Annotated in this window: 15 protein-coding genes; 10 read left to right on the top strand and 5 right to left on the bottom strand. The window is 68.7% G+C overall.

The features are described from left to right. Nucleotides 1-6: 6 nt before the first annotated feature. Entirely contained in the window at nt 7-1,305 is a 1,299-nt protein-coding gene (locus tag EV193_RS08220) for an amino acid deaminase (protein WP_130343387.1), read from the bottom strand. 132 nt (nt 1,306-1,437) lie between these two features. Between EV193_RS08220 and EV193_RS08225 the strand changes: the two genes are divergently transcribed. Genes EV193_RS08225 through EV193_RS08245 form a run of 5 tightly spaced genes read left to right on the top strand, consistent with a single transcriptional unit; the run spans nt 1,438 to nt 5,203 of the window. Further along, nucleotides 1,438-2,394: a sugar kinase gene (locus tag EV193_RS08225; RefSeq protein ID WP_130343673.1), complete on the top strand. Its 957-nt coding sequence runs from the start codon at nt 1,438-1,440 to the stop codon at nt 2,392-2,394. Beyond that, nucleotides 2,391-3,146 (top strand): IclR family transcriptional regulator, encoded by a 756-nt coding sequence (locus EV193_RS08230; protein WP_130343388.1) that lies wholly within the window; start codon nt 2,391-2,393, stop codon nt 3,144-3,146. The genes EV193_RS08225 and EV193_RS08230 overlap by 4 nt, the downstream gene beginning before the upstream one ends. Then, complete coding sequence (locus EV193_RS08235; RefSeq protein ID WP_130343389.1) at nt 3,146-3,526, top strand: RidA family protein; 381 nt, start codon at nt 3,146-3,148, stop codon at nt 3,524-3,526. Before EV193_RS08230 ends, EV193_RS08235 begins: the two co-directional genes overlap by 1 nt. A gap of 19 nt (nt 3,527-3,545) precedes the next feature. After that, entirely contained in the window at nt 3,546-4,409 is an 864-nt protein-coding gene (locus EV193_RS08240; protein ID WP_130343390.1) for a helix-turn-helix transcriptional regulator, read from the top strand. Between the two features lie 44 nt (nt 4,410-4,453). Continuing rightward, a complete protein-coding gene (locus EV193_RS08245; protein ID WP_130343391.1) occupies nt 4,454-5,203 on the top strand; it encodes an SDR family oxidoreductase in 750 nt (249 codons plus the stop codon). Here EV193_RS08245 and EV193_RS08250 read toward each other — a convergent pair whose 3' ends face one another. The 3 genes from EV193_RS08250 to EV193_RS08260 are packed head-to-tail and all read right to left on the bottom strand — an operon-like array spanning nt 5,204 to nt 9,076. Next, nucleotides 5,204-5,659: a (2Fe-2S)-binding protein gene (locus tag EV193_RS08250; RefSeq protein ID WP_130343392.1), complete on the bottom strand. Its 456-nt coding sequence runs from the start codon at nt 5,657-5,659 to the stop codon at nt 5,204-5,206. An 8-nt stretch (nt 5,660-5,667) separates the two neighbouring features. Next, nucleotides 5,668-7,875 carry a xanthine dehydrogenase family protein molybdopterin-binding subunit gene (locus EV193_RS08255; RefSeq protein WP_130343393.1) on the bottom strand — a complete coding sequence of 736 codons (2,208 nt, stop codon included), beginning with the start codon at nt 7,873-7,875 and terminating at the stop codon, nt 5,668-5,670. Nucleotides 7,876-7,900: 25 nt separating this feature from the next. Further along, a complete protein-coding gene (locus tag EV193_RS08260; protein ID WP_130343394.1) occupies nt 7,901-9,076 on the bottom strand; it encodes an oxygenase MpaB family protein in 1,176 nt (391 codons plus the stop codon). 171 nt (nt 9,077-9,247) lie between these two features. Between EV193_RS08260 and EV193_RS08265 the strand changes: the two genes are divergently transcribed. From EV193_RS08265 to EV193_RS08285, 5 genes are read left to right on the top strand one after another with little or no spacing between them, the layout of a single operon-like run. Continuing rightward, a complete protein-coding gene (locus tag EV193_RS08265; protein WP_130343395.1) occupies nt 9,248-9,874 on the top strand; it encodes a TetR/AcrR family transcriptional regulator in 627 nt (208 codons plus the stop codon). Nucleotides 9,875-9,885: 11 nt separating this feature from the next. Continuing rightward, on the top strand, nt 9,886-11,754 hold the full coding sequence (locus tag EV193_RS08270) for an AMP-dependent synthetase/ligase (protein WP_130343396.1): 1,869 nt from the start codon (nt 9,886-9,888) through the stop codon (nt 11,752-11,754). Next, nucleotides 11,732-12,874, top strand: coding sequence for an acyl-CoA dehydrogenase family protein (locus tag EV193_RS08275; protein WP_130343397.1), 1,143 nt, complete (start codon nt 11,732-11,734; stop codon nt 12,872-12,874). The genes EV193_RS08270 and EV193_RS08275 overlap by 23 nt, the downstream gene beginning before the upstream one ends. 55 nt (nt 12,875-12,929) lie before the next feature. Next, nucleotides 12,930-14,153 carry an oxygenase MpaB family protein gene (locus EV193_RS08280; RefSeq protein WP_130343398.1) on the top strand — a complete coding sequence of 408 codons (1,224 nt, stop codon included), beginning with the start codon at nt 12,930-12,932 and terminating at the stop codon, nt 14,151-14,153. A gap of 36 nt (nt 14,154-14,189) precedes the next feature. Beyond that, nucleotides 14,190-15,533, top strand: coding sequence for a DUF2252 domain-containing protein (locus tag EV193_RS08285; protein ID WP_130343399.1), 1,344 nt, complete (start codon nt 14,190-14,192; stop codon nt 15,531-15,533). Nucleotides 15,534-15,542: 9 nt separating this feature from the next. On the opposite strand, the gene EV193_RS08290 is transcribed toward EV193_RS08285, so the two are convergent. Then, nucleotides 15,543-16,505 carry a hypothetical protein gene (locus EV193_RS08290; protein ID WP_207222548.1) on the bottom strand — a complete coding sequence of 321 codons (963 nt, stop codon included), beginning with the start codon at nt 16,503-16,505 and terminating at the stop codon, nt 15,543-15,545. Nucleotides 16,506-16,514: the final 9 nt, after the last annotated feature.

Consider the following 16,514-nt stretch of genomic DNA (forward strand, 5'->3'; position numbering starts at 1 on the left):
CGTTCCTCAGAAGTAGGTGCGGATCAGGTCGACCACGGTCTCGCCGTCGGCGCCGACCATCGGGATGAGCTGCCACTTGTCGAACGCGGTGCACGGGTGCGACAGGCCGAGCCCGATCCAGTCGCCGACCAGCACGTCGGTGGCCGGCTCCAGGAACGCGTGCTGGTCGTTCACCGCGGTGATCGTTGAGCCGTCCAGTGGCGTGGTGACGCCGTCGCGGCGACGCAGCCGAGGGATCGGCAGCCCCTCGTCGTAGGGCACGTCCCGCTTGCCCGCGGTGAGCAGCGCCAGACCGTCCGACGGTCGTGAGGTGACCTGCGCCCAGGCCAGCATTCCGGACTGGAAGCCTGGTGTGCCAACGATTCTGGGGTGCTCGCCGAGCGGGGAGATGCCGCGGTAGAAGCCGTCGTCGTGGGTCACGTAGGCGCCGCTGCGCAGCACCGGGAGCACGGGCACGGTCTCCGGCCACGGCGTGGTCAGCGCGCGGGTCACCTGGTCGAAGTACGCGCTGCCGCCGACCGAGACGATCACCTTCGGCACCTCGTCGAACCGGCCGCGGTCGGCCAGTGACACGGTCAGCTCGCGGATGCCGTCCAGGTAGGCGTCCACCGTGGCGCGCGAACTCTCCGACGCGTCGTGCGCGAGCGCGCCCTCATAGCCGGCGACGCCGACGAGCCGCAGCGCCGGACTGGCCACCGCCGCCTCGGCCACCGCGATCGCCTCGGCCGAGCCGCGCGCCCCGGTCCGCCCGCCGTCCGCGCCCAGCTCGACCAGCACGTCCACCGGGCGCGTGGCGCCCTCCAGCGCGGCGGTCATCAGCTCGACGCCGGCCACCGAGTCCACCCAGCAGTAGCACGAGAAGTCCGGATCCCGTTGCAGCTCAACGGAAAGCCAGCGCAGCGCGGCGGCGTCCACGAGCTGGTTGGCCAGCATGATCCGGCTGACCCCGAACGCCCGGTACACCCGCACCTGGCTCGCCGTGGCGGCGGTGATCGCCCACGCGCCGTGCTCGATCTGCCGGGCGAACAGCTGCGGCGCCATGGTCGTCTTGCCGTGCGGGGCCAGCGCCAGCCCTCGCTCGGCGCACCACCGTTCCATGGTCCGGAGGTTGTGCTCGATGGCGTCGTCGGACAGCACCAGCAATGGCCCGACGAACCCGTCGGTGAACAGATTCGGCTTGCGCGCCAACGCTTCCGCGATCGTGCTGCCGAACAGCGCGTCGGGCGCTCCCTTGACATGCCAGTCGATCCGCTCGGTCCTGATGGCCGAGACTCGGTCGAGATCGATCCTCGCCGGTGGTTCCATCACTCGCCGCCTGATTGCGTATGTTGCAACGGGTGTTGCGCAATGTGGTGTGGAAGTGTGTAGCATCCGCTCGTCGGCACGTCAACGGATCGGAGGAACGTGGACACCGAGGTTCTGTGCCTCGGCGAGTCGATGGCCCTGTTCGTGCCAGCCGAGCCCGGTCCGGTCGACGAGGTGCGAACCTGGACGAGGACCGTGGGCGGCGCCGAGTCGAACGTGGCCTGCCACCTCGCCGGGCTGGGCGTGCGCGCGAGCTGGGTCAGCACGGTCGGGGCGGACGCCTTCGGCCGCGCGGTGGTCTCCGCGATCGCCTCCGCCGGCGTCGACGTGTCCTCGGTCGAGGTCGATCCGAGCCGCCCAACTGGCTTGTACGTCAAGGAGAGCAGCGCGACCGGCAGCCCGGTGCGCTACTACCGCGCCGGCTCGGCCGCCGCCGGAATGGGGCCGGCGCTGCTGGACCGATTGAGCCTCGACGGCGTGCGGATCGTGCACGTCAGCGGCATCACCGCCGCCCTGTCACCGGAGTGCCTCGCGTTGATGCGCGGGCTGATCGCCACCGCGCGCCCGACCCACCTGCTGTCCTTCGACGTGAACTGGCGCGCTCCACTGTGGACGGACGGCGAGCCGGGTGTGCTGCGTGAACTGGCCGACGCGTCGGACATCGTGCTGGTCGGCGACGACGAGGCGGCAGCCGTGTTGGGAGTGTCCACAGTGGACGAAATCCGCCGGGTGCTGCCCGGCCCGCGTACCCTCGTGGTCAAGCACGGCGAGCGGGGCGCGTCCCTGATCGAGCGCGACCCGTCGACGGGGGAGGACCTGCCCGTGGTGTTCGAGCCGGCGTTGCGGGTGGACGTGGTCGAGCCGGTCGGTGCCGGTGACGCGTTCGCGGCCGGGTTCCTCGCCGCCACGCTGAACGGCGCCACACCCGGCCGGCGGCTGCGGGCCGGGCACCTGCGTGCCGCGGGAGCCCTGCGCGCGCACGATGATCTGGGGACACCGCTGCCCAGCGAGTTGGTCGCCGAGTTGTTGGAGGCGGACGGTGCGAGCTGGGCGGCGACGCGTTTGACCGAGCAGGGAGTGCTGCGATGAGCCAGAGTTTGGATCGCGGCCTGGCTCTCGTGGAAGAGCTGGCCGGCGGGCGCAAGACGCTCGACGAGTTGACCGACGCCGCCGGCGTGCACAAGTCGACCGTGCTGCGCCTGCTGCGCACGCTGGAGGCGCGCCGGTTCGTGCAGCGCGACGGCGTGCACCACTACCGGCTCGGCACCGCGCTGTTCGCGCTGGCCCAGCGATCCCTCGACGACCGGGACGTGCGGCGCAGCGCCGAGCCCGCGTTGCGCGAGCTGAACGCCCGCACCGGGCACACCGTCCACCTGGCCAGCTACGAGGACGGCGAGGTCGTCTACATCGACAAGTTCGAGAGCCGGCACGCGGTGCGGATGTACTCGCGGATCGGCAAGCGCGCGCCGCTGCACTGCACGGCGGTGGCGAAGGTGTTGCTCGCCGCGATGCCGGCGCCGAAGCGCTGGGCGATCGCGCACGCCATGGAGTACCCGAAGCTGACCGAGAACACGATCACCACACCCGAGGAGTACCTGGCCGAGCTGGACCGGGTGGCCGAGCGCGGGTTCGCCGTGGACGACGCCGAGCACGAGGACTTCATCCACTGCGTCGCCGCGCCGATCCGAGGACAGCACGGGGTGGTCGCCGCCGCCTCGCTGTCGGTGCCCGAGGTGATCGCCGACCTGGACACGCTGCTCGGGCTCGTCCCGGATCTCCTTGCCACGATGGAGAAAGCCTCGATCGAATGTGGCGCCGCACCCGCACGAAAGGATGTCTGATGCCCAGGACCGCCTACCTCCCCGACGGCACCCGCCCGCCGGCCGTGCCGCTGTCGCCCGGCGTGCGCAAGGGCAACATCGTGCAGGTGGCCGGTCAGGTGGCGTTCCACCCGGCGACCAACGAGATCGTCGGTGAGACGGTCGCCGAGCAGACCCGCCAGGTCATGACCAACGTGCTGGCCGTGCTCGCCGCCGCCGGTGCGACCGAGGCGGACGTGGTGATGTTCCGGGTGTACCTGACCGACGTCGCACACTTCGGCGAGATGAACGAGGTGTACGAGGAGTTCCTCTCCGAGCCGTACCCGGCGTGCACCACGGTCTACGTCGGCCTGCCGCCCGGTCTGCTGGTGGAGATCGACGCGCTCGCCGTAGTCGACTGACCCCCGGTTAACGTGAGATGTGAGCACCGAACGCCCTTCCATCGCCCGACGCCGCCGCGAGCAACTCCGCGACTTCCTCCGCACCCGCCGGGCCCGGCTGACACCCGGTGACGTCGGCATCGTCTCGGTCGGCCGGCGGCGCACACCCGGCCTGCGCCGCGAGGAGGTCGCGATGCTGGCCGGCGTCGGAGTCTCCTGGTACACCTGGCTCGAGCAGGGACGCGACATCACGGTCTCGGCCGAGGTGCTCGACGCGGTCAGCCGAGCGTTGCGGCTGACCGATCCCGAGCGCGCACACCTGTATCTGCTGGCGGGCCTGAATCCGCCGAGGCCGGACGTGCCGGCCGACGCGGAGATCACCCCGCAGTTGCGGCGCATGATCGACGCGTGGGCGCCGCGCCCGGCGGTGCTGCGCGACCGGTACTGGAACCTGCTCGTGGTCAACGACGCGGCGCGCGCCGTGTTCGGCTACGACGACACCGACTACAACTGCCTGATCTCGTTCTTCACCAACGCCCGCTATCGGGCGATGCACGTCCCCTGGACCGACGTGGCGCCGGCCGTCGTCGCCGCGTTTCGCGCGGACGCCGCCCGCGCTCCCGGCGATCCGGGGTTCGACCGGGTGATCGACGAGTTGAGTGCCGCCTCTCCGGAGTTCGCCGAACTGTGGGCCCGTCACGACGTCGGCGCTCCCGAGCAGGCCGTCAAGGCGGTGCGGCACCCGGACGCCGGCGAGCTGATCTTCGACACGACGACCATGACGGTGGCCGATCGTCCGGACGGGTACGTCGTGCTGTACGACCCGCGTCCCGGTACCGGAACGGAGGATCGGCTCCGGTTGCTCGATCTCGCGCCGAACGTGGTGGTGCCAGTCCCAGGCTGAGCACGCACTGGTTGGGGCGCGTTCCGCCGGGCACCGTCGGTGCCATGACACACCGATTCGACGGCAAGATCGCCCTCGTCACCGGCGGCACGAGCGGCATGGGGTTGGCGACCGCCAGGCGGTTGCTCGCCGAGGGCGCGCGGGTGATCATCACCGGGCGCGACGAGACCCGGCTGGCCGCGGCGGTCGAGCAGCTGGACGGCACGGTCCGCGCGGTGCGCGCGGACGCGGCGAGCCTCACCGACCTCGACGCCCTGATGGACGTGATCAGCACCGAGTACGGCCGCCTCGACGTGGTCTTCGCCAACGCGGGCGTCGCCTCGTTCGGGCCGATCGCCGACGTCACCGAGAAGGAGTTCGACCGCGTCGTCGACATCAACCTCAAGGGCGTGTACTTCACCGTGGCCAAGGCGCTGCCGCTGCTGGCCGACGGTGCCGCCGTGGTGATCAACGCGTCCTGGACGCTGCACCGCGGGTTCTCCGGCGCCTCGCTCTACGCGGCGACCAAGGCAGCGGTGCACAACCTGGCGCACACCCTGACGGCGGAACTGGCCCCACGGCGAATCCGGGTCAACTCGGTCAGCCCCGGCTACATCGCGACCCCGATGTTCCACGACAACGTGTCCGTCGACGACCAGCCCGGTGTCGTCGCCGCGGTGGCCGCCGGGCGCACCGGGACTTCCGAGGAGGTCGCCGACGCGGTGGTGTTCCTCGCGTCCGCCGAGGCGTCCTACGTCAACGGGCAGGATCTGATCATCGACGGCGGTCTGGTCGCCGCGATTCCGGGCTCGTGACTACATGGTGGCGGCGGCGCTCTTGATGGCCTGGCGGATTCGGGCGTAGGTGCCGCAGCGGCAGACGTTCTCGATCGCGTCGATGTCGGCGTCGGTGGGATTCGGGTTGCTCTTGAGCAGCGCGACGGCGGCCATGATCTGGCCCGGTTGGCAGTAGCCGCACTGGGCGACGTCGTGGTCGATCCAGGCCTGCTGCACGGGGTGGAGCGTGTCGCCGTCGGCGAGGCCCTCGATGGTGGTGACCGTTCGGCCGGCGGCGTCGGCGACCGGGACGACGCACGGGTTGACCGCTTCGCCGTCGAGGTGGCTGGTGCAGGCCTTGCAGACGTCGATGCCGCAGCCGTACTTGGGTCCGCGGATCCCGAGCTTGTCGCGCAGCACCCAGAGCAGGGACAGGTCGGCCGGTGCGTCGACGGTGACGGATTCGCCGTTGACGGTGAAGGTGTACTTCGGCATCGGGATCCTCAGCGGGGAAACGGTTCGAAATCGACCGGGAAATGGATGGGGAACAGGGTCGGCGTGGTTCCGGTTGCCCGGCGATAGGCGTTGGCGATCGCGCCGACCGCGGCGGGCAGTCCGAGTTCGCCCGCGCCGCCGGGTTTTCCGTGCGCCGGCATGACGACGATTTTCACGTCCGTGGGCGTGTTCTTCTGCCGGGCGTAGTGGAATTGCGAGTAGCTGCCCTCGAGTGGCAGCCCCTTGTCGATGTGCAGGCCGGCGCGCAGGGTGGTGGAGATGGCGTCGGTGAGCCCGCCGAGCATCTGCGCCTCCAACCCGCGAGGGTTGACGGGTTTGCCGACGTCGACGGCGATAACCGCTTTGGTGACACGGGGTTCCGCGCGATCCCTGGCGTCGATCTCGACCAGGCACGCGGTGCACGACTTGTACTCGTCGTGGATGCCGATGCCCTGGGCGTGGCCGTCGGGCATGGGCCGGCCCCAGTTGCCGGCACTGGCGACGGCGTCGAGCACCGCGCGTTGCCGGTCGTTCTTGAGGAATTCGTGGCGAAACGCGACCGGGTCCTTGCCCATTTTCTCGGCGATGAGGTCGACCATGATTTCTTCGGCGCCTCGGGTGTTGGCCGAATAGACCGACCGGAAGCTCGCGGTGTGCATTTTCAGTGGCACTTCGCTGAGCTGGTGTTTGGTGGCGCCGAAGTGATAGGGCGTGTGGATCGTGGTGAGAAACAGGGCCTGGGAAAAGGCCAGGTTTCCGATGATCGGCAGGTGGGTGACCGCGGCGCTGAGGATCTCGCCGATTCCGTGCCGGAAGTCGGTCTCCACGCTGGCGACCCGGTGTTCGAAGCTGAGCACCTGGCCGAGCGCCATGGTCGCGCGGATCTTGTGGTGGCTTGCCGGGCGGGCCCGGCCGTGCCGCATGTCGTCGATGCGGCTCCACATCAGTTTGACCGGCCGGCCGATGGCGCGGGAGATCTGGGCGGCTTCCAGCGCGCCGTCGAAGAACAGGCGGCGGCCGAACGAGCCGCCGGCCTGGGTGACGTGCACGGTGACCCGGTCGACCGGGAGACCGAGGGCCGCGGCGATGGTCTGCCGGGCGATGATCGGCGCCTTCAACCCAGACCAGATCTCGGCCCGGTCGGCCCGGACGTCGGCGATCGCGGAGTTGGTCTCCAGCGGAGCGTGGCTCACGAACGCGAACTCGAAGTCGGCGTCCACGGTCTGCACGAGCGGGTTCGGCGCCGGGAACCGTGGCGCCGCGTTCCGCAGTTTGGCGCTGATGTCCGAGTCGGACAGGTCGTCCACGGTGCCGCGATTCCAGGTGACCTCGAGGGCGTTCTTGCCGTCCAGCGCCTGACCGAAGGTCTCCGCCGTCACCCCGACGCCGGTCGGGATGACGCTGACGGCGACCACGCCCGGCATGGCCAGCACGGCCGCGCGGTTGTCCACCGAGCGCACGCTGCCGTTGATCGTCGGCGGCCGGCGCACCATCGTGGGCAACGCGCCGGGCACGTCGAGATCGAGGGCGTAGCGCACCTGCCCGGTCACGATGGCGCGCGCGTCCACGCGGGTGGTGGGCGTGCCGACCAGGGTGTGCTCGGACTCCGGTTTCGGTTGGGCCGCACCGGTTCGCAGCGTGCGGTCGGCCGCCGCCGCGGTGAGGGTGCCGTAGGTCGCGCGACGCCCATCCGGCGCGACGACCGCGCCGTCCCGGGTGTGAAGTTTCCTGGTCGGCAGGTCCCACAGTGTGCTCGCCGCGGCGAGCAGCCGGCCTCTGGCGGCCGCCGCGACGTGCCGGATCGGGTCGTACAGCGACCTGACCGAGTTGGAGCTGCCGGTGAGCTGGTTGAACAGCAGCTCGGGTCGGGCGTCTTCCAGGGTGACCGCCACGGCGCCGATCGGAAGGTCGAGCTCCTCGGCGACCAACATCGCCACGGCGGTCGTGATGCCCTGGCCCACCTCGGTGCGCGGGAGCCGGAGCCGGACGGTGTCGGTCACCTCGATGACGATCATGTGCGCGGTGGGCAGGCCGACCAGGATGCCCAGGTCGCCGATGTCGGCGATCTCCGCGACGGCCGGGGGAGACGGGACGACCGCCGCCGCGGTCTTCGCGGTGCTGAGGTCCGCGGCGACGGTCAATACCGGCGCCGCCACCAGAAAGGTGAGGAATCGGCGCCGTTCGATCCCGGTCGATTCCTTCGTGGAGCGTGCCATCGGATTCCCTTTCGAATCGCCGGGGTCAGGGGCGGTTCATGTCGGGAATCTCGATTTTCGTTTCCTTGCCCTTGGTGAGATAGAACAGGATGTACCGACGGGCGGCCTCGTCGATGGCCCAGGCGGCCTCGGGCACCAGCGGCAGCGGTAGGAGGCCTTCGCGGAACGCCACCAGTGCCGGCCATGCGGCCTTGATCGCCGGGCCCCAGATGGGCTCGCGCCTGATCTGGTCCCAATCGGATACCTGGTCGCCGACCAGGTATCGGGCGAACGCGTTGCACAGTGGCCGGCTGATGCTGCCAGGACTGGTCTGCTCGGCGAGTTGGCCGAGCAGAATGTCGGTCAATTCGACACCTTCTCGGGTCGGGCCCATGTTCGGCGGCAGAACCTGGTCGGACTGGGCATTGGCCGCGGCCCAGTCGGCGGGAATGTATTCGTCCCTGATGCCGAGAAGATGTGCGGTCACCTGCCACACGTGCAGATAAGCCTCGGAGTCGGCGGGTTTGATCGAGACCTTCCATTCGAGCATCTTGCGCATGGCGTAGGTCGGCAGCGTGTGCCAGGTGACCAGCATGTCGTTCTGGCTGATCGGGATGTCGCCGTTCCAGTGCGGGGATTGCGGCAGCAGATGCCGCACGGCCGCGTGCACCAGTCGCGTCTTCACGGCCTCGACCACACACGAACCGTCGGGGCGATACGCGTTCAGCGAGCCGACGGCGAAACCGAGAATGCTGGTCTTGGCGACGCGGTCCTCCATATCGGCGCCACCCTTGGAGTAGTAGACCGCGCGCGCCTCCTTGGGAATGGCGGTGCTGAGCATGCCGCCGCCGAGACCGTTGAGCAGATTGAGGTACAGCCCACGGGACTTGTTGAACTCGGCGGCGATCTCCAGCTTGCGGGAATCGGCCCAGGACGGCATTCGGCGGGCGTACTCGACGAAGTCGCGCACGTAGCCCGGTAACCCGTCCGGCACCGGCTGGTCGTTGCGGGTCCAGTTCCACAGCGCGGCGTTGACCTGCTGGACCTCGCCGCGATCGAGGATCTTGGCGGCCACCGGGTCGGCCTCCGGATCCCACACCCACTTGGGGTCGGTACCCGCGCGGGGCAGTGCGTTGGCGGACGCGGCGCCCAGCATGCCCAGCGCACCCAGTGCCGCTCCACCACCGACGAGGAACATCTTGCGCCGACTGAGGTCATCCATGCTCTGAACTCCTCCTTGAGTCTGAGACACCCGACTTGGTACCGTGATACGCGTCATGCAACGGTGTATCACAGGAGACCACAACCTGAGCCGTGACACCAGACCTGCGAGAAAGGCTGATTCGTGGAACCTGCATTGTCCGCTCTGATTACCACCGGTGGATCGGAGTCCATGCTGGAACGCGCGTTCGCGGAAGCGGTCGAGCGGAGTGAGGGTGAGGACGAGGTTATCGGGCGTCTGCTCGACGCCGCGTACGAGCAGTTCTGTCGCATGGGAATCCGGCGATCCACCATGGAGGACGTCGCCCGGCGGGCAGGAATGTCACGGATCACCGCGTACCGGCGGATCGCCACGAAGGACGCGTTGGTCGAGCAGGTGGTGCGACGCGAGTTTCGGCGCTACTTCGACCAGTTCCTGCTGGACATCCGGCAGGCGAAGACGGTCGGTGACCGTGTCGTACTGGGATTTGTCAGCTCACTGCAGGCGATCCGGCGCAATCCGCTGATCGGCGGCCTGATGGCGACCGAGCCGGAGATGGTCGTCCCGTCCTTGATCAACGACGGTGGTCGGACACAGGCGACGGTGCAGCGATTCGTCGCCGGCCAGCTTCGCGCGGAGCAGCAGGCCGGCAATGTGTCCGACGAGCTGAACGTGGAACTCGTGGCGGAAATGATGACCCGTGTCTCCACGTCTTTCCTGATCAGTCCCAGCCAGGTCATCGACCTGGATGACGACGAGCAATTGCGTGAGGTGGCCAGGAAGTTTCTCGTGCCCATGCTGGAACCAGTGAAGAGCTGATGAGGTAGGCAATGACCACCGAGGACGACTGTGCGCGAGCGATAGCCGGACTGACGATTCCCGCACTCGTACATCGCAATGCGACCGAGTTCGGCGCGTTGCCCGCGTTGACCACAATGGACGCGCCCGATCCAGTCACATTGACCTGGGCGGAATTGCGTGACGAGGTCGCGGCGCTCACCTTCGGCCTCGAGGACGCGGGCCTGCGGACGGGTGACCGGATGCTGATCATGATGTCGGCCAGGACCGAACACTGGATCACCGACCTGGCCGCCGTGCATCTCGGTGCGGTGCCGTGCACGGCTTATCACACGCTGAGCCCGGACCAGTTGCGTTACCTCGGCCGGCACAGCAAGGCCCCGGTCGTGGTGCTGGAGGGTCGCGCGGAACTCGACCGGTGGCGGCCGATCCTGGACGACCTGCCGGACCTGCGCACCGTGCTGGTGCTGGACGAGGACGCGATTCCGGATGCGGATCCCCGGTTCCGCGCACTGTCCGAGGTGCTCGACACCGGTCGGAAACACTATGTGCCGCAACGGTTCGAGGAACTCTGGCGCGCGGTGTCGCCCGAGGATCCGGTCACTCTGCTCTACACCTCGGGCACGACCGGCGATCCGAAAGGCGTCCTGCTCAGTCACACCAACGCGCTGTATCAGGCGGCCGCACTCGAGGCGATGGTGCCGCTGCCCGCGCACGCGCCGAGCGTGTCCTACCTGCCGCTCGCGCACATCGCCGAGCGCGAGTTGGGCATCTACATCCCGATCTTCCGCGCCGGGCAGGTGCACATCTGCGCCGACCCCGGCCAACTGGTGGGCACGCTGCGCCAGGTGCGTCCGGTGTCGTTCTTCGGTGTGCCGAGGGTGTGGGAGAAGATGATCGCCGCCGTCCGGTCGATCGTCGATCTTCTGCCGGAAGGTCAGCCCGCCGCGTTCGAACGGGCCCACGCGCTCACGCTGCGCGCCTACCAACTGCGGTCGAACGGCGCGTCGGTCCCCAGCGGTCTCGCCAGGCAGGTCGCCGAGGTGGACGAGGCCGTGCTCAAGCCGATTCGCGAGATGTTGGGGCTGGGCAACGTGATCTGGGCGGGCAGCGGCGCCGCGCCCATTCCGGTCGATGCCCTGAACGACCTCGCCGGCCTGGGTATCGAGGTGCTCGAGGTCTGGGGGATGACCGAGACGACCGGGACGGCGACGATCAACACGCCGGAACGGTTCCGCCCCGGCACGGTCGGGCTGCCCAACCCCGGCATGCGGGTGAAGCTCGCCGAGGACGGCGAGATCCTGGTCCGCGGACCGCTGGTGTGCCTCGGTTATCTCCAGCCGGACGGCAGCGTGGAGCCGCAGACCGACGCGGACGGATGGCTGGCCACCGGCGATGTCGGCACCCTCGACGCGGACGGCTACCTCACGATCGTCGACCGCAAGAAGGAGCTGATCATCACCTCCAGCGGGAAGAACATCTCGCCGGCGAGGATCGAGGGTTTGCTGCGCGCGCACCCGCTGATCGGCCACGCGGTCGCGGTGGGGGACCGGCGGCCGTACGTCACCGCGATCGTGGTGCTGGACGAGGAAACGGCACCCGCGTGGGCGCGCTCGCACGGCATCGACACGGCCGCCGACGATCCGACCGCGCTGGCCGAGCATCCCGCTGTCCTGGCCGAGGTGGAGAACGCGGTCACCGCCGCGAACGCCAAGCTGGCCAGGGCGGAGCAGATCAAGAAGTACCAGGTACTCGGGCGGCCATGGACGCCGGACAGCGGCGAATTGACGCCCACCTTGAAACTGCGCCGGCGGGTGATCGGGGAGCGGTTCGCCGACCTGATCGACGGCCTCTACGAAACCGAACGGGAGAAATCGGATGACCATGCCCTTCACACCTGAGCGGGAAGATTTCGCCGCGTCGGTCGCCGACTTCTGCCGTCGCGAGTGCGGCGCCCGTGAACAACGCGACGCGCTGACCGACAACGGCCGGCATCAGCACAATTCGTGGCTGTACCAGAAAATGGCCGACCTTGGCTGGGTCGGTGCCGGTCTGCCCTCCGAATTCGGCGGATCCGACGCCGGAATGGTGGACGTCTGTCTCTTTCTGGAAACAACGGCGCGCGGTATGGCGCCGATCAGCGGATTCACCACGTCGACCATCGTGGCCGGGGCGTATCAGCGATTCGGGTCACCGGAACAGCGCAAGCTCGTCCTCGGCGGTGTCGCCGGCGGTGAGGTCGCCGCGATCGCGATGTCCGAGCCCGAGGCCGGTTCGGACGTGGGAGCGCTGTCCTGCCGGGCCGAGCGGTGGGGCGATCACTGGGTGATCAACGGCCAGAAGACGTGGTGCTCCAACGCGCACATCGCGAACAGCATTCTCCTGGTCGCGCGCACCTCGTCCGACAAGGACAAACACAGTGGCCTGACCATGTTCCACGTGCCCGCCGACGTCGACGGGCTGCGGATCCACGGCATCGACACGATGGGCGGCCGCGAGGTCAACGACCTGTACTTCACCGACTGCGAACTGCCCGATGACGCGGTGGTCGGACAGGTCGACGGCGCCTGGGGGCAACTGATGGCGGGCCTCAACCTGGAGCGCCTTGTGCTCGCCGCGGTCATGCTGGGCACCGCGCAGCGCGCGTTCGACGACACCGTGGCCTACATCAGCGAACGACGACAGTTCGGCCGGCCGGTCGGATCGTTCCAGGCTATTCGGCACCGCATCGCCGACCTGGCGACGGAAATCGAATGCTGTCGGCTGCTGGTGTACCGCGTGGCCGAACTCGTCGACGAAAACCCCGACCGGATGCTGCCGAAAGAGGCGTCGATGGCCAAACTCAAGGTCACCGAGACGGCCAAACGAGTGGCGCTGGAGGGTATGCAGATGATGGGTGGTTACGGCTATGCCACCGAATACGACATGGAGCGCCATGTGCGCGGCACGTTGATTTCCACGGTGTACGGCGGCACCAGCGAAATCCAGCGGGACATCATTGGCAAGACCTACGGTCTCTGACCGCGCGAGACAAGTTGTTGCACCGTATCAATCCGGCCATTTGAGGAGCGAAGACATGCGCGAACTCAGCAGGCGCAAGGTGCTGGTGACGGGTGGAGCGTTGGGCGCACTCGGTGCGCTGGGCGTGGCATCGACGGCGAACGCGAACTCGGTGTGGAACTGGTCGCCGACGGGGTCGGTGGCCGGCGCCGGGAAGGGCGCCGACCCGCGATGGGTATGGGACCCGGAGGCCGATCCGCTGGTCGCCTCGTTGCTCGACCGGGGTGACGTGCCCAGGGTCAACGAGCTGCTGCGGACCTGGACCAAGAACGCCCAACCGCTGCCGGCCGGGCTGCCCGCGGACCTTCGGGACTTCATGGAGCGCGCACGTGCGCTGCCGCCGTGGACCGACCAGGGCAAGCTGGCCACCGCGGTGGAGTTCAACGAGAAGCGCGGGCTGTACCTGGGCGTGTTGTACGGGCTGGCCAGCGGAATGATGAGCACGGTCATTCCGCACGAGGCGCGCGCGGTCTACTACTCGCAGGGCGGCGCGGACATGAAGGACCGCATCTCCAAGACCGCCAAGCTCGGGTACGACGTCGGGTCGAACAATGCCTATCAGCCCGACGGCGAGATGATCGTGACCTGCGTCAAGACCCGGCTGGTGCACGCGGCCGTGCGGCACCTGCTGCCGCAGTCCCCGCACTGGCCCGGCTCGGCTGACGAGGAGATTCCGATTAGCCAGGCGGACATGATGGTCACGTGGCACAGCCTGCCCACGACCGTCATGCGGAAGCTGACCGCGTGGAAGGTGCCGATCCCCGCCGCGGAGTCCGAGGCCTTCCTGCACTCGTGGCAACTCGCCGGGCACATGCTCGGGATCAAGGACGAGTACATCCCCGCCTCGTGGGAGGAGGCCAACTCCCAGGCCAAGCAGGTACTCGACCCGACGCTCGCGCCGACGCCGGAAGGCATCAAGCTGGCCGACATCCTGCTCAACCTCGGTCGCGAGATCGACGGCGGACTCCTCTCCAAGCCCGTCCTCGGCGCGTTCACGCGCTTCATGCTCGGCGACCGGATCGCCGACTGGCTGCACATCGGGCGCGAGCCGGTCTGGGACCCGCTGCTCAATGTGGCCTGGGGACCGTTCATCGCCGTGCGCGAAGGCCTGCTCCCGTTCCCGTTGGCGCCCAAGGCTTACTGGACTTTCGACGAGTTCCTGCGCAGGGCCGCTCTGCTGTTCCTGTCCGAGGCGAAACCGATCAGCATCGAGATCCCGGAGACCAACCGACCGTCGTGACCTGACGGCCCGGGCGGCGGTGTGGCACGGTGACATATGGATGTCGTGACGGCGATACGTGCACGAGGGACCGAACAGCGCCAGAGCCAGATCGTGAACGTGCTCGTCGACGCGTTCGAGGAGTTGATGCGGGCCGACACGACCGCGTTCCGCCGTCGGTTCCGCCGGATGGCCGACGCGCCGTTCTCGTTCTACCGGGGCTCCGCGTGCCTGTTCTACGCGGACATGGAGCACGACCCGGATCCGTGGGCGGACGAGCGGACCAGCCGGGTGTGGATCCAGGGTGATCTGCACGCGGAGAACTTCGGCAGCTACATGGACTCCTCGGGCACGCTGGTCTTCGACGTCAACGACTTCGACGAGGCGTACCTGGGCTGTTTCACCTGGGACCTCAAGCGGCTGGTGGCCAGCGTCGCGCTGCTGGCGTGGAGCAAGGCGCTGTCCGACGACGACATCGCGGTGCTGATCGGCAGCTTCCTGCGTGCCTACGTGCGGCAGGTGCGCGACTACGCCGACAAGCCCGGCGACGAGCTGGTCCGGCTGCACATCGACAGCACCGACGGAGTGCTGCGCGAGGTGCTGCTGCGGGCTCGGCTGCGCACCCGGATCGATCTGCTCGACCAGCTGACCGCCATCGAGGACTACGACCGCCGGTTCCACCGTGGCCCGGGTGTGCGGGACCTGGACGGTGACGAGCGGGACATCGTGCACCAGGCGTTCGAGTCCTATTTGGACACCATTCCGCGGCGCAAGCGGTTCGGCAGCATCACCTACAAGATCAAGGACGTGGTGGGGCGCACCGGGTTCGGCATCGGATCGGCCGGACTGCCGGCGTACAACATCCTGGTCGAGGGCCGCACCCAGGCGTTGGAGAACGACGTGGTGCTGTCGATGAAGCAGGGCAACGTGGCCGCGCCCAGCCGGATCGTGCCCGACCAGCGCATCCGGCACTACTTCGAGCACGAGGGGCATCGGACCGCCGTGTCGCAGCGCGCGCTGCAGGCGCACGCGGATCCGTGGCTCGGCCACACCGAGATCGGCGGCACCGGTTTCGTGGTCGCCGAACTGTCGCCGTACGTCTACGACCTGGACTGGTCCGACCTGACCGAGCCGGCCGAGATGAGCCCGGTGCTGGCTTACCTCGGCCGGGCCACCGCCAAGATGCACTGCGTGTCGGATTCCGACTCCGAGCAGACTCTGGTCGACTTCCAGAGCGAGGAGGCCATCGCCGCGGCGATCGGCGACGGCGAGGAGGAGTTCGTGCGCACGCTGACCGAGTTCGGGCTGGCCTACGCCGAACAGTCCCGGGAGGATCATCGGCTGTTCGTCAACGCCTTCCGCCACGGGCAGATCCCCGGCGTGCGGTCGGCCGACTCGTAGCGGTCCTGGTCAGGGGAATTCGCGGGGGAGCTTGGTGAGTTCTCGTCGATACCGTGGGGTGCGGATCGCCGCGCGGACGCGGTCCAGCGTCGACCGCTCACCGAACGCGGGCCACAGGGCGAACAGCTCCGCGTCCCGCCATCTCATCGTCGCCTTGTCGGTGGTCGGGTCGACGGCGATGATGCGGTTCACGATCTCGTCCAGCAGCGGGTGATCGCGGTCGGGATTGTGGCCGGAGGCCGCTCGCACCGTCTGCGCGAGCATGCTGAGCTGATCGATTTCGGACAGCACACCCGTGGCATCGCCGGCGAAGACCCGCCGCAGGCCGGCCACGTCCCCGACGGCGGGAAAGCCGGCGAAGGCGAACTTGGCGAATGCGGAGCCGACGCGCTTGTCCTTGGTGACGGCCAGCGCGGCCTGCCACCCCTCGTCGCGGGCGACCGCGGTGATCAGCTTCTTCTTGAGCACGACCATGCCGTCGCGATCCTTGCCCGCCACATAGCGTTTCCAGTCGCCGAAGAACTCGTCGACGTCACCGCGCTCGGCCAGCACGGTCCCGATGTCGCGGTACCCGACCCAGGACCGACCGTCGGCGATCAGGTCGGCCGCCGCTCGAGCTCCAGCGAGATCGCCCGCCGCGAGCCGGTTCAGCACCTGCTGACGGCGCACCCCGCAGTAGGACGGCACGTGCTCGATCAGCGCGTCGACGTCCGTGTCGTCCAGCGCCCCGACCGCGAGCAGAGCGCAGGTCGCGTCACCGAAATCGAAGCGATCAGGTTTGCCCAGCGAACGCACCACGCCGCGGTAGGCGACCGGCGTCCCGTGGATCCGCGTCACCGTCAACGGGCCGTCCCCGTCCGTGGGGAGCCTTGACTCCAACTCGCGCAGCAGCCGGTCACGCTCGGTCTCGGTGACCGGCGCGGTGAGCCCCTTGACGATGACCTCGGCCAACGACCGATCCCGCGTTGTCATATCGCGATC

This window comes from Herbihabitans rhizosphaerae (genome assembly GCF_004216555.1).
Lineage (GTDB): Bacteria > Actinomycetota > Actinomycetes > Mycobacteriales > Pseudonocardiaceae > Herbihabitans > Herbihabitans rhizosphaerae.

Bases quoted from the DNA above. Each gene is read 5' to 3' on its own strand.
- EV193_RS08220 (WP_130343387.1), bottom strand. From the start codon at position 1,305: ATGGAACCACCGGCGAGGATCGATCTCGACCGAGTCTCGGCCATCAGG.
- EV193_RS08225 (WP_130343673.1), top strand. From the start codon at position 1,438: ATGGCCCTGTTCGTGCCAGCCGAGCCCGGTCCGGTCGACGAGGTGCGA.
- EV193_RS08230 (WP_130343388.1), top strand. From the start codon at position 2,391: ATGAGCCAGAGTTTGGATCGCGGCCTGGCTCTCGTGGAAGAGCTGGCC.
- EV193_RS08235 (WP_130343389.1), top strand. From the start codon at position 3,146: ATGCCCAGGACCGCCTACCTCCCCGACGGCACCCGCCCGCCGGCCGTG.
- EV193_RS08245 (WP_130343391.1), top strand. From the start codon at position 4,454: ATGACACACCGATTCGACGGCAAGATCGCCCTCGTCACCGGCGGCACG.
- EV193_RS08250 (WP_130343392.1), bottom strand. From the start codon at position 5,659: ATGCCGAAGTACACCTTCACCGTCAACGGCGAATCCGTCACCGTCGAC.
- EV193_RS08255 (WP_130343393.1), bottom strand. From the start codon at position 7,875: ATGGCACGCTCCACGAAGGAATCGACCGGGATCGAACGGCGCCGATTC.
- EV193_RS08260 (WP_130343394.1), bottom strand. From the start codon at position 9,076: ATGGATGACCTCAGTCGGCGCAAGATGTTCCTCGTCGGTGGTGGAGCG.
- EV193_RS08265 (WP_130343395.1), top strand. From the start codon at position 9,248: ATGCTGGAACGCGCGTTCGCGGAAGCGGTCGAGCGGAGTGAGGGTGAG.
- EV193_RS08270 (WP_130343396.1), top strand. From the start codon at position 9,886: ATGACCACCGAGGACGACTGTGCGCGAGCGATAGCCGGACTGACGATT.
- EV193_RS08275 (WP_130343397.1), top strand. From the start codon at position 11,732: ATGACCATGCCCTTCACACCTGAGCGGGAAGATTTCGCCGCGTCGGTC.
- EV193_RS08280 (WP_130343398.1), top strand. From the start codon at position 12,930: ATGCGCGAACTCAGCAGGCGCAAGGTGCTGGTGACGGGTGGAGCGTTG.
- EV193_RS08285 (WP_130343399.1), top strand. From the start codon at position 14,190: ATGGATGTCGTGACGGCGATACGTGCACGAGGGACCGAACAGCGCCAG.
- EV193_RS08290 (WP_207222548.1), bottom strand. From the start codon at position 16,505: ATGACAACGCGGGATCGGTCGTTGGCCGAGGTCATCGTCAAGGGGCTC.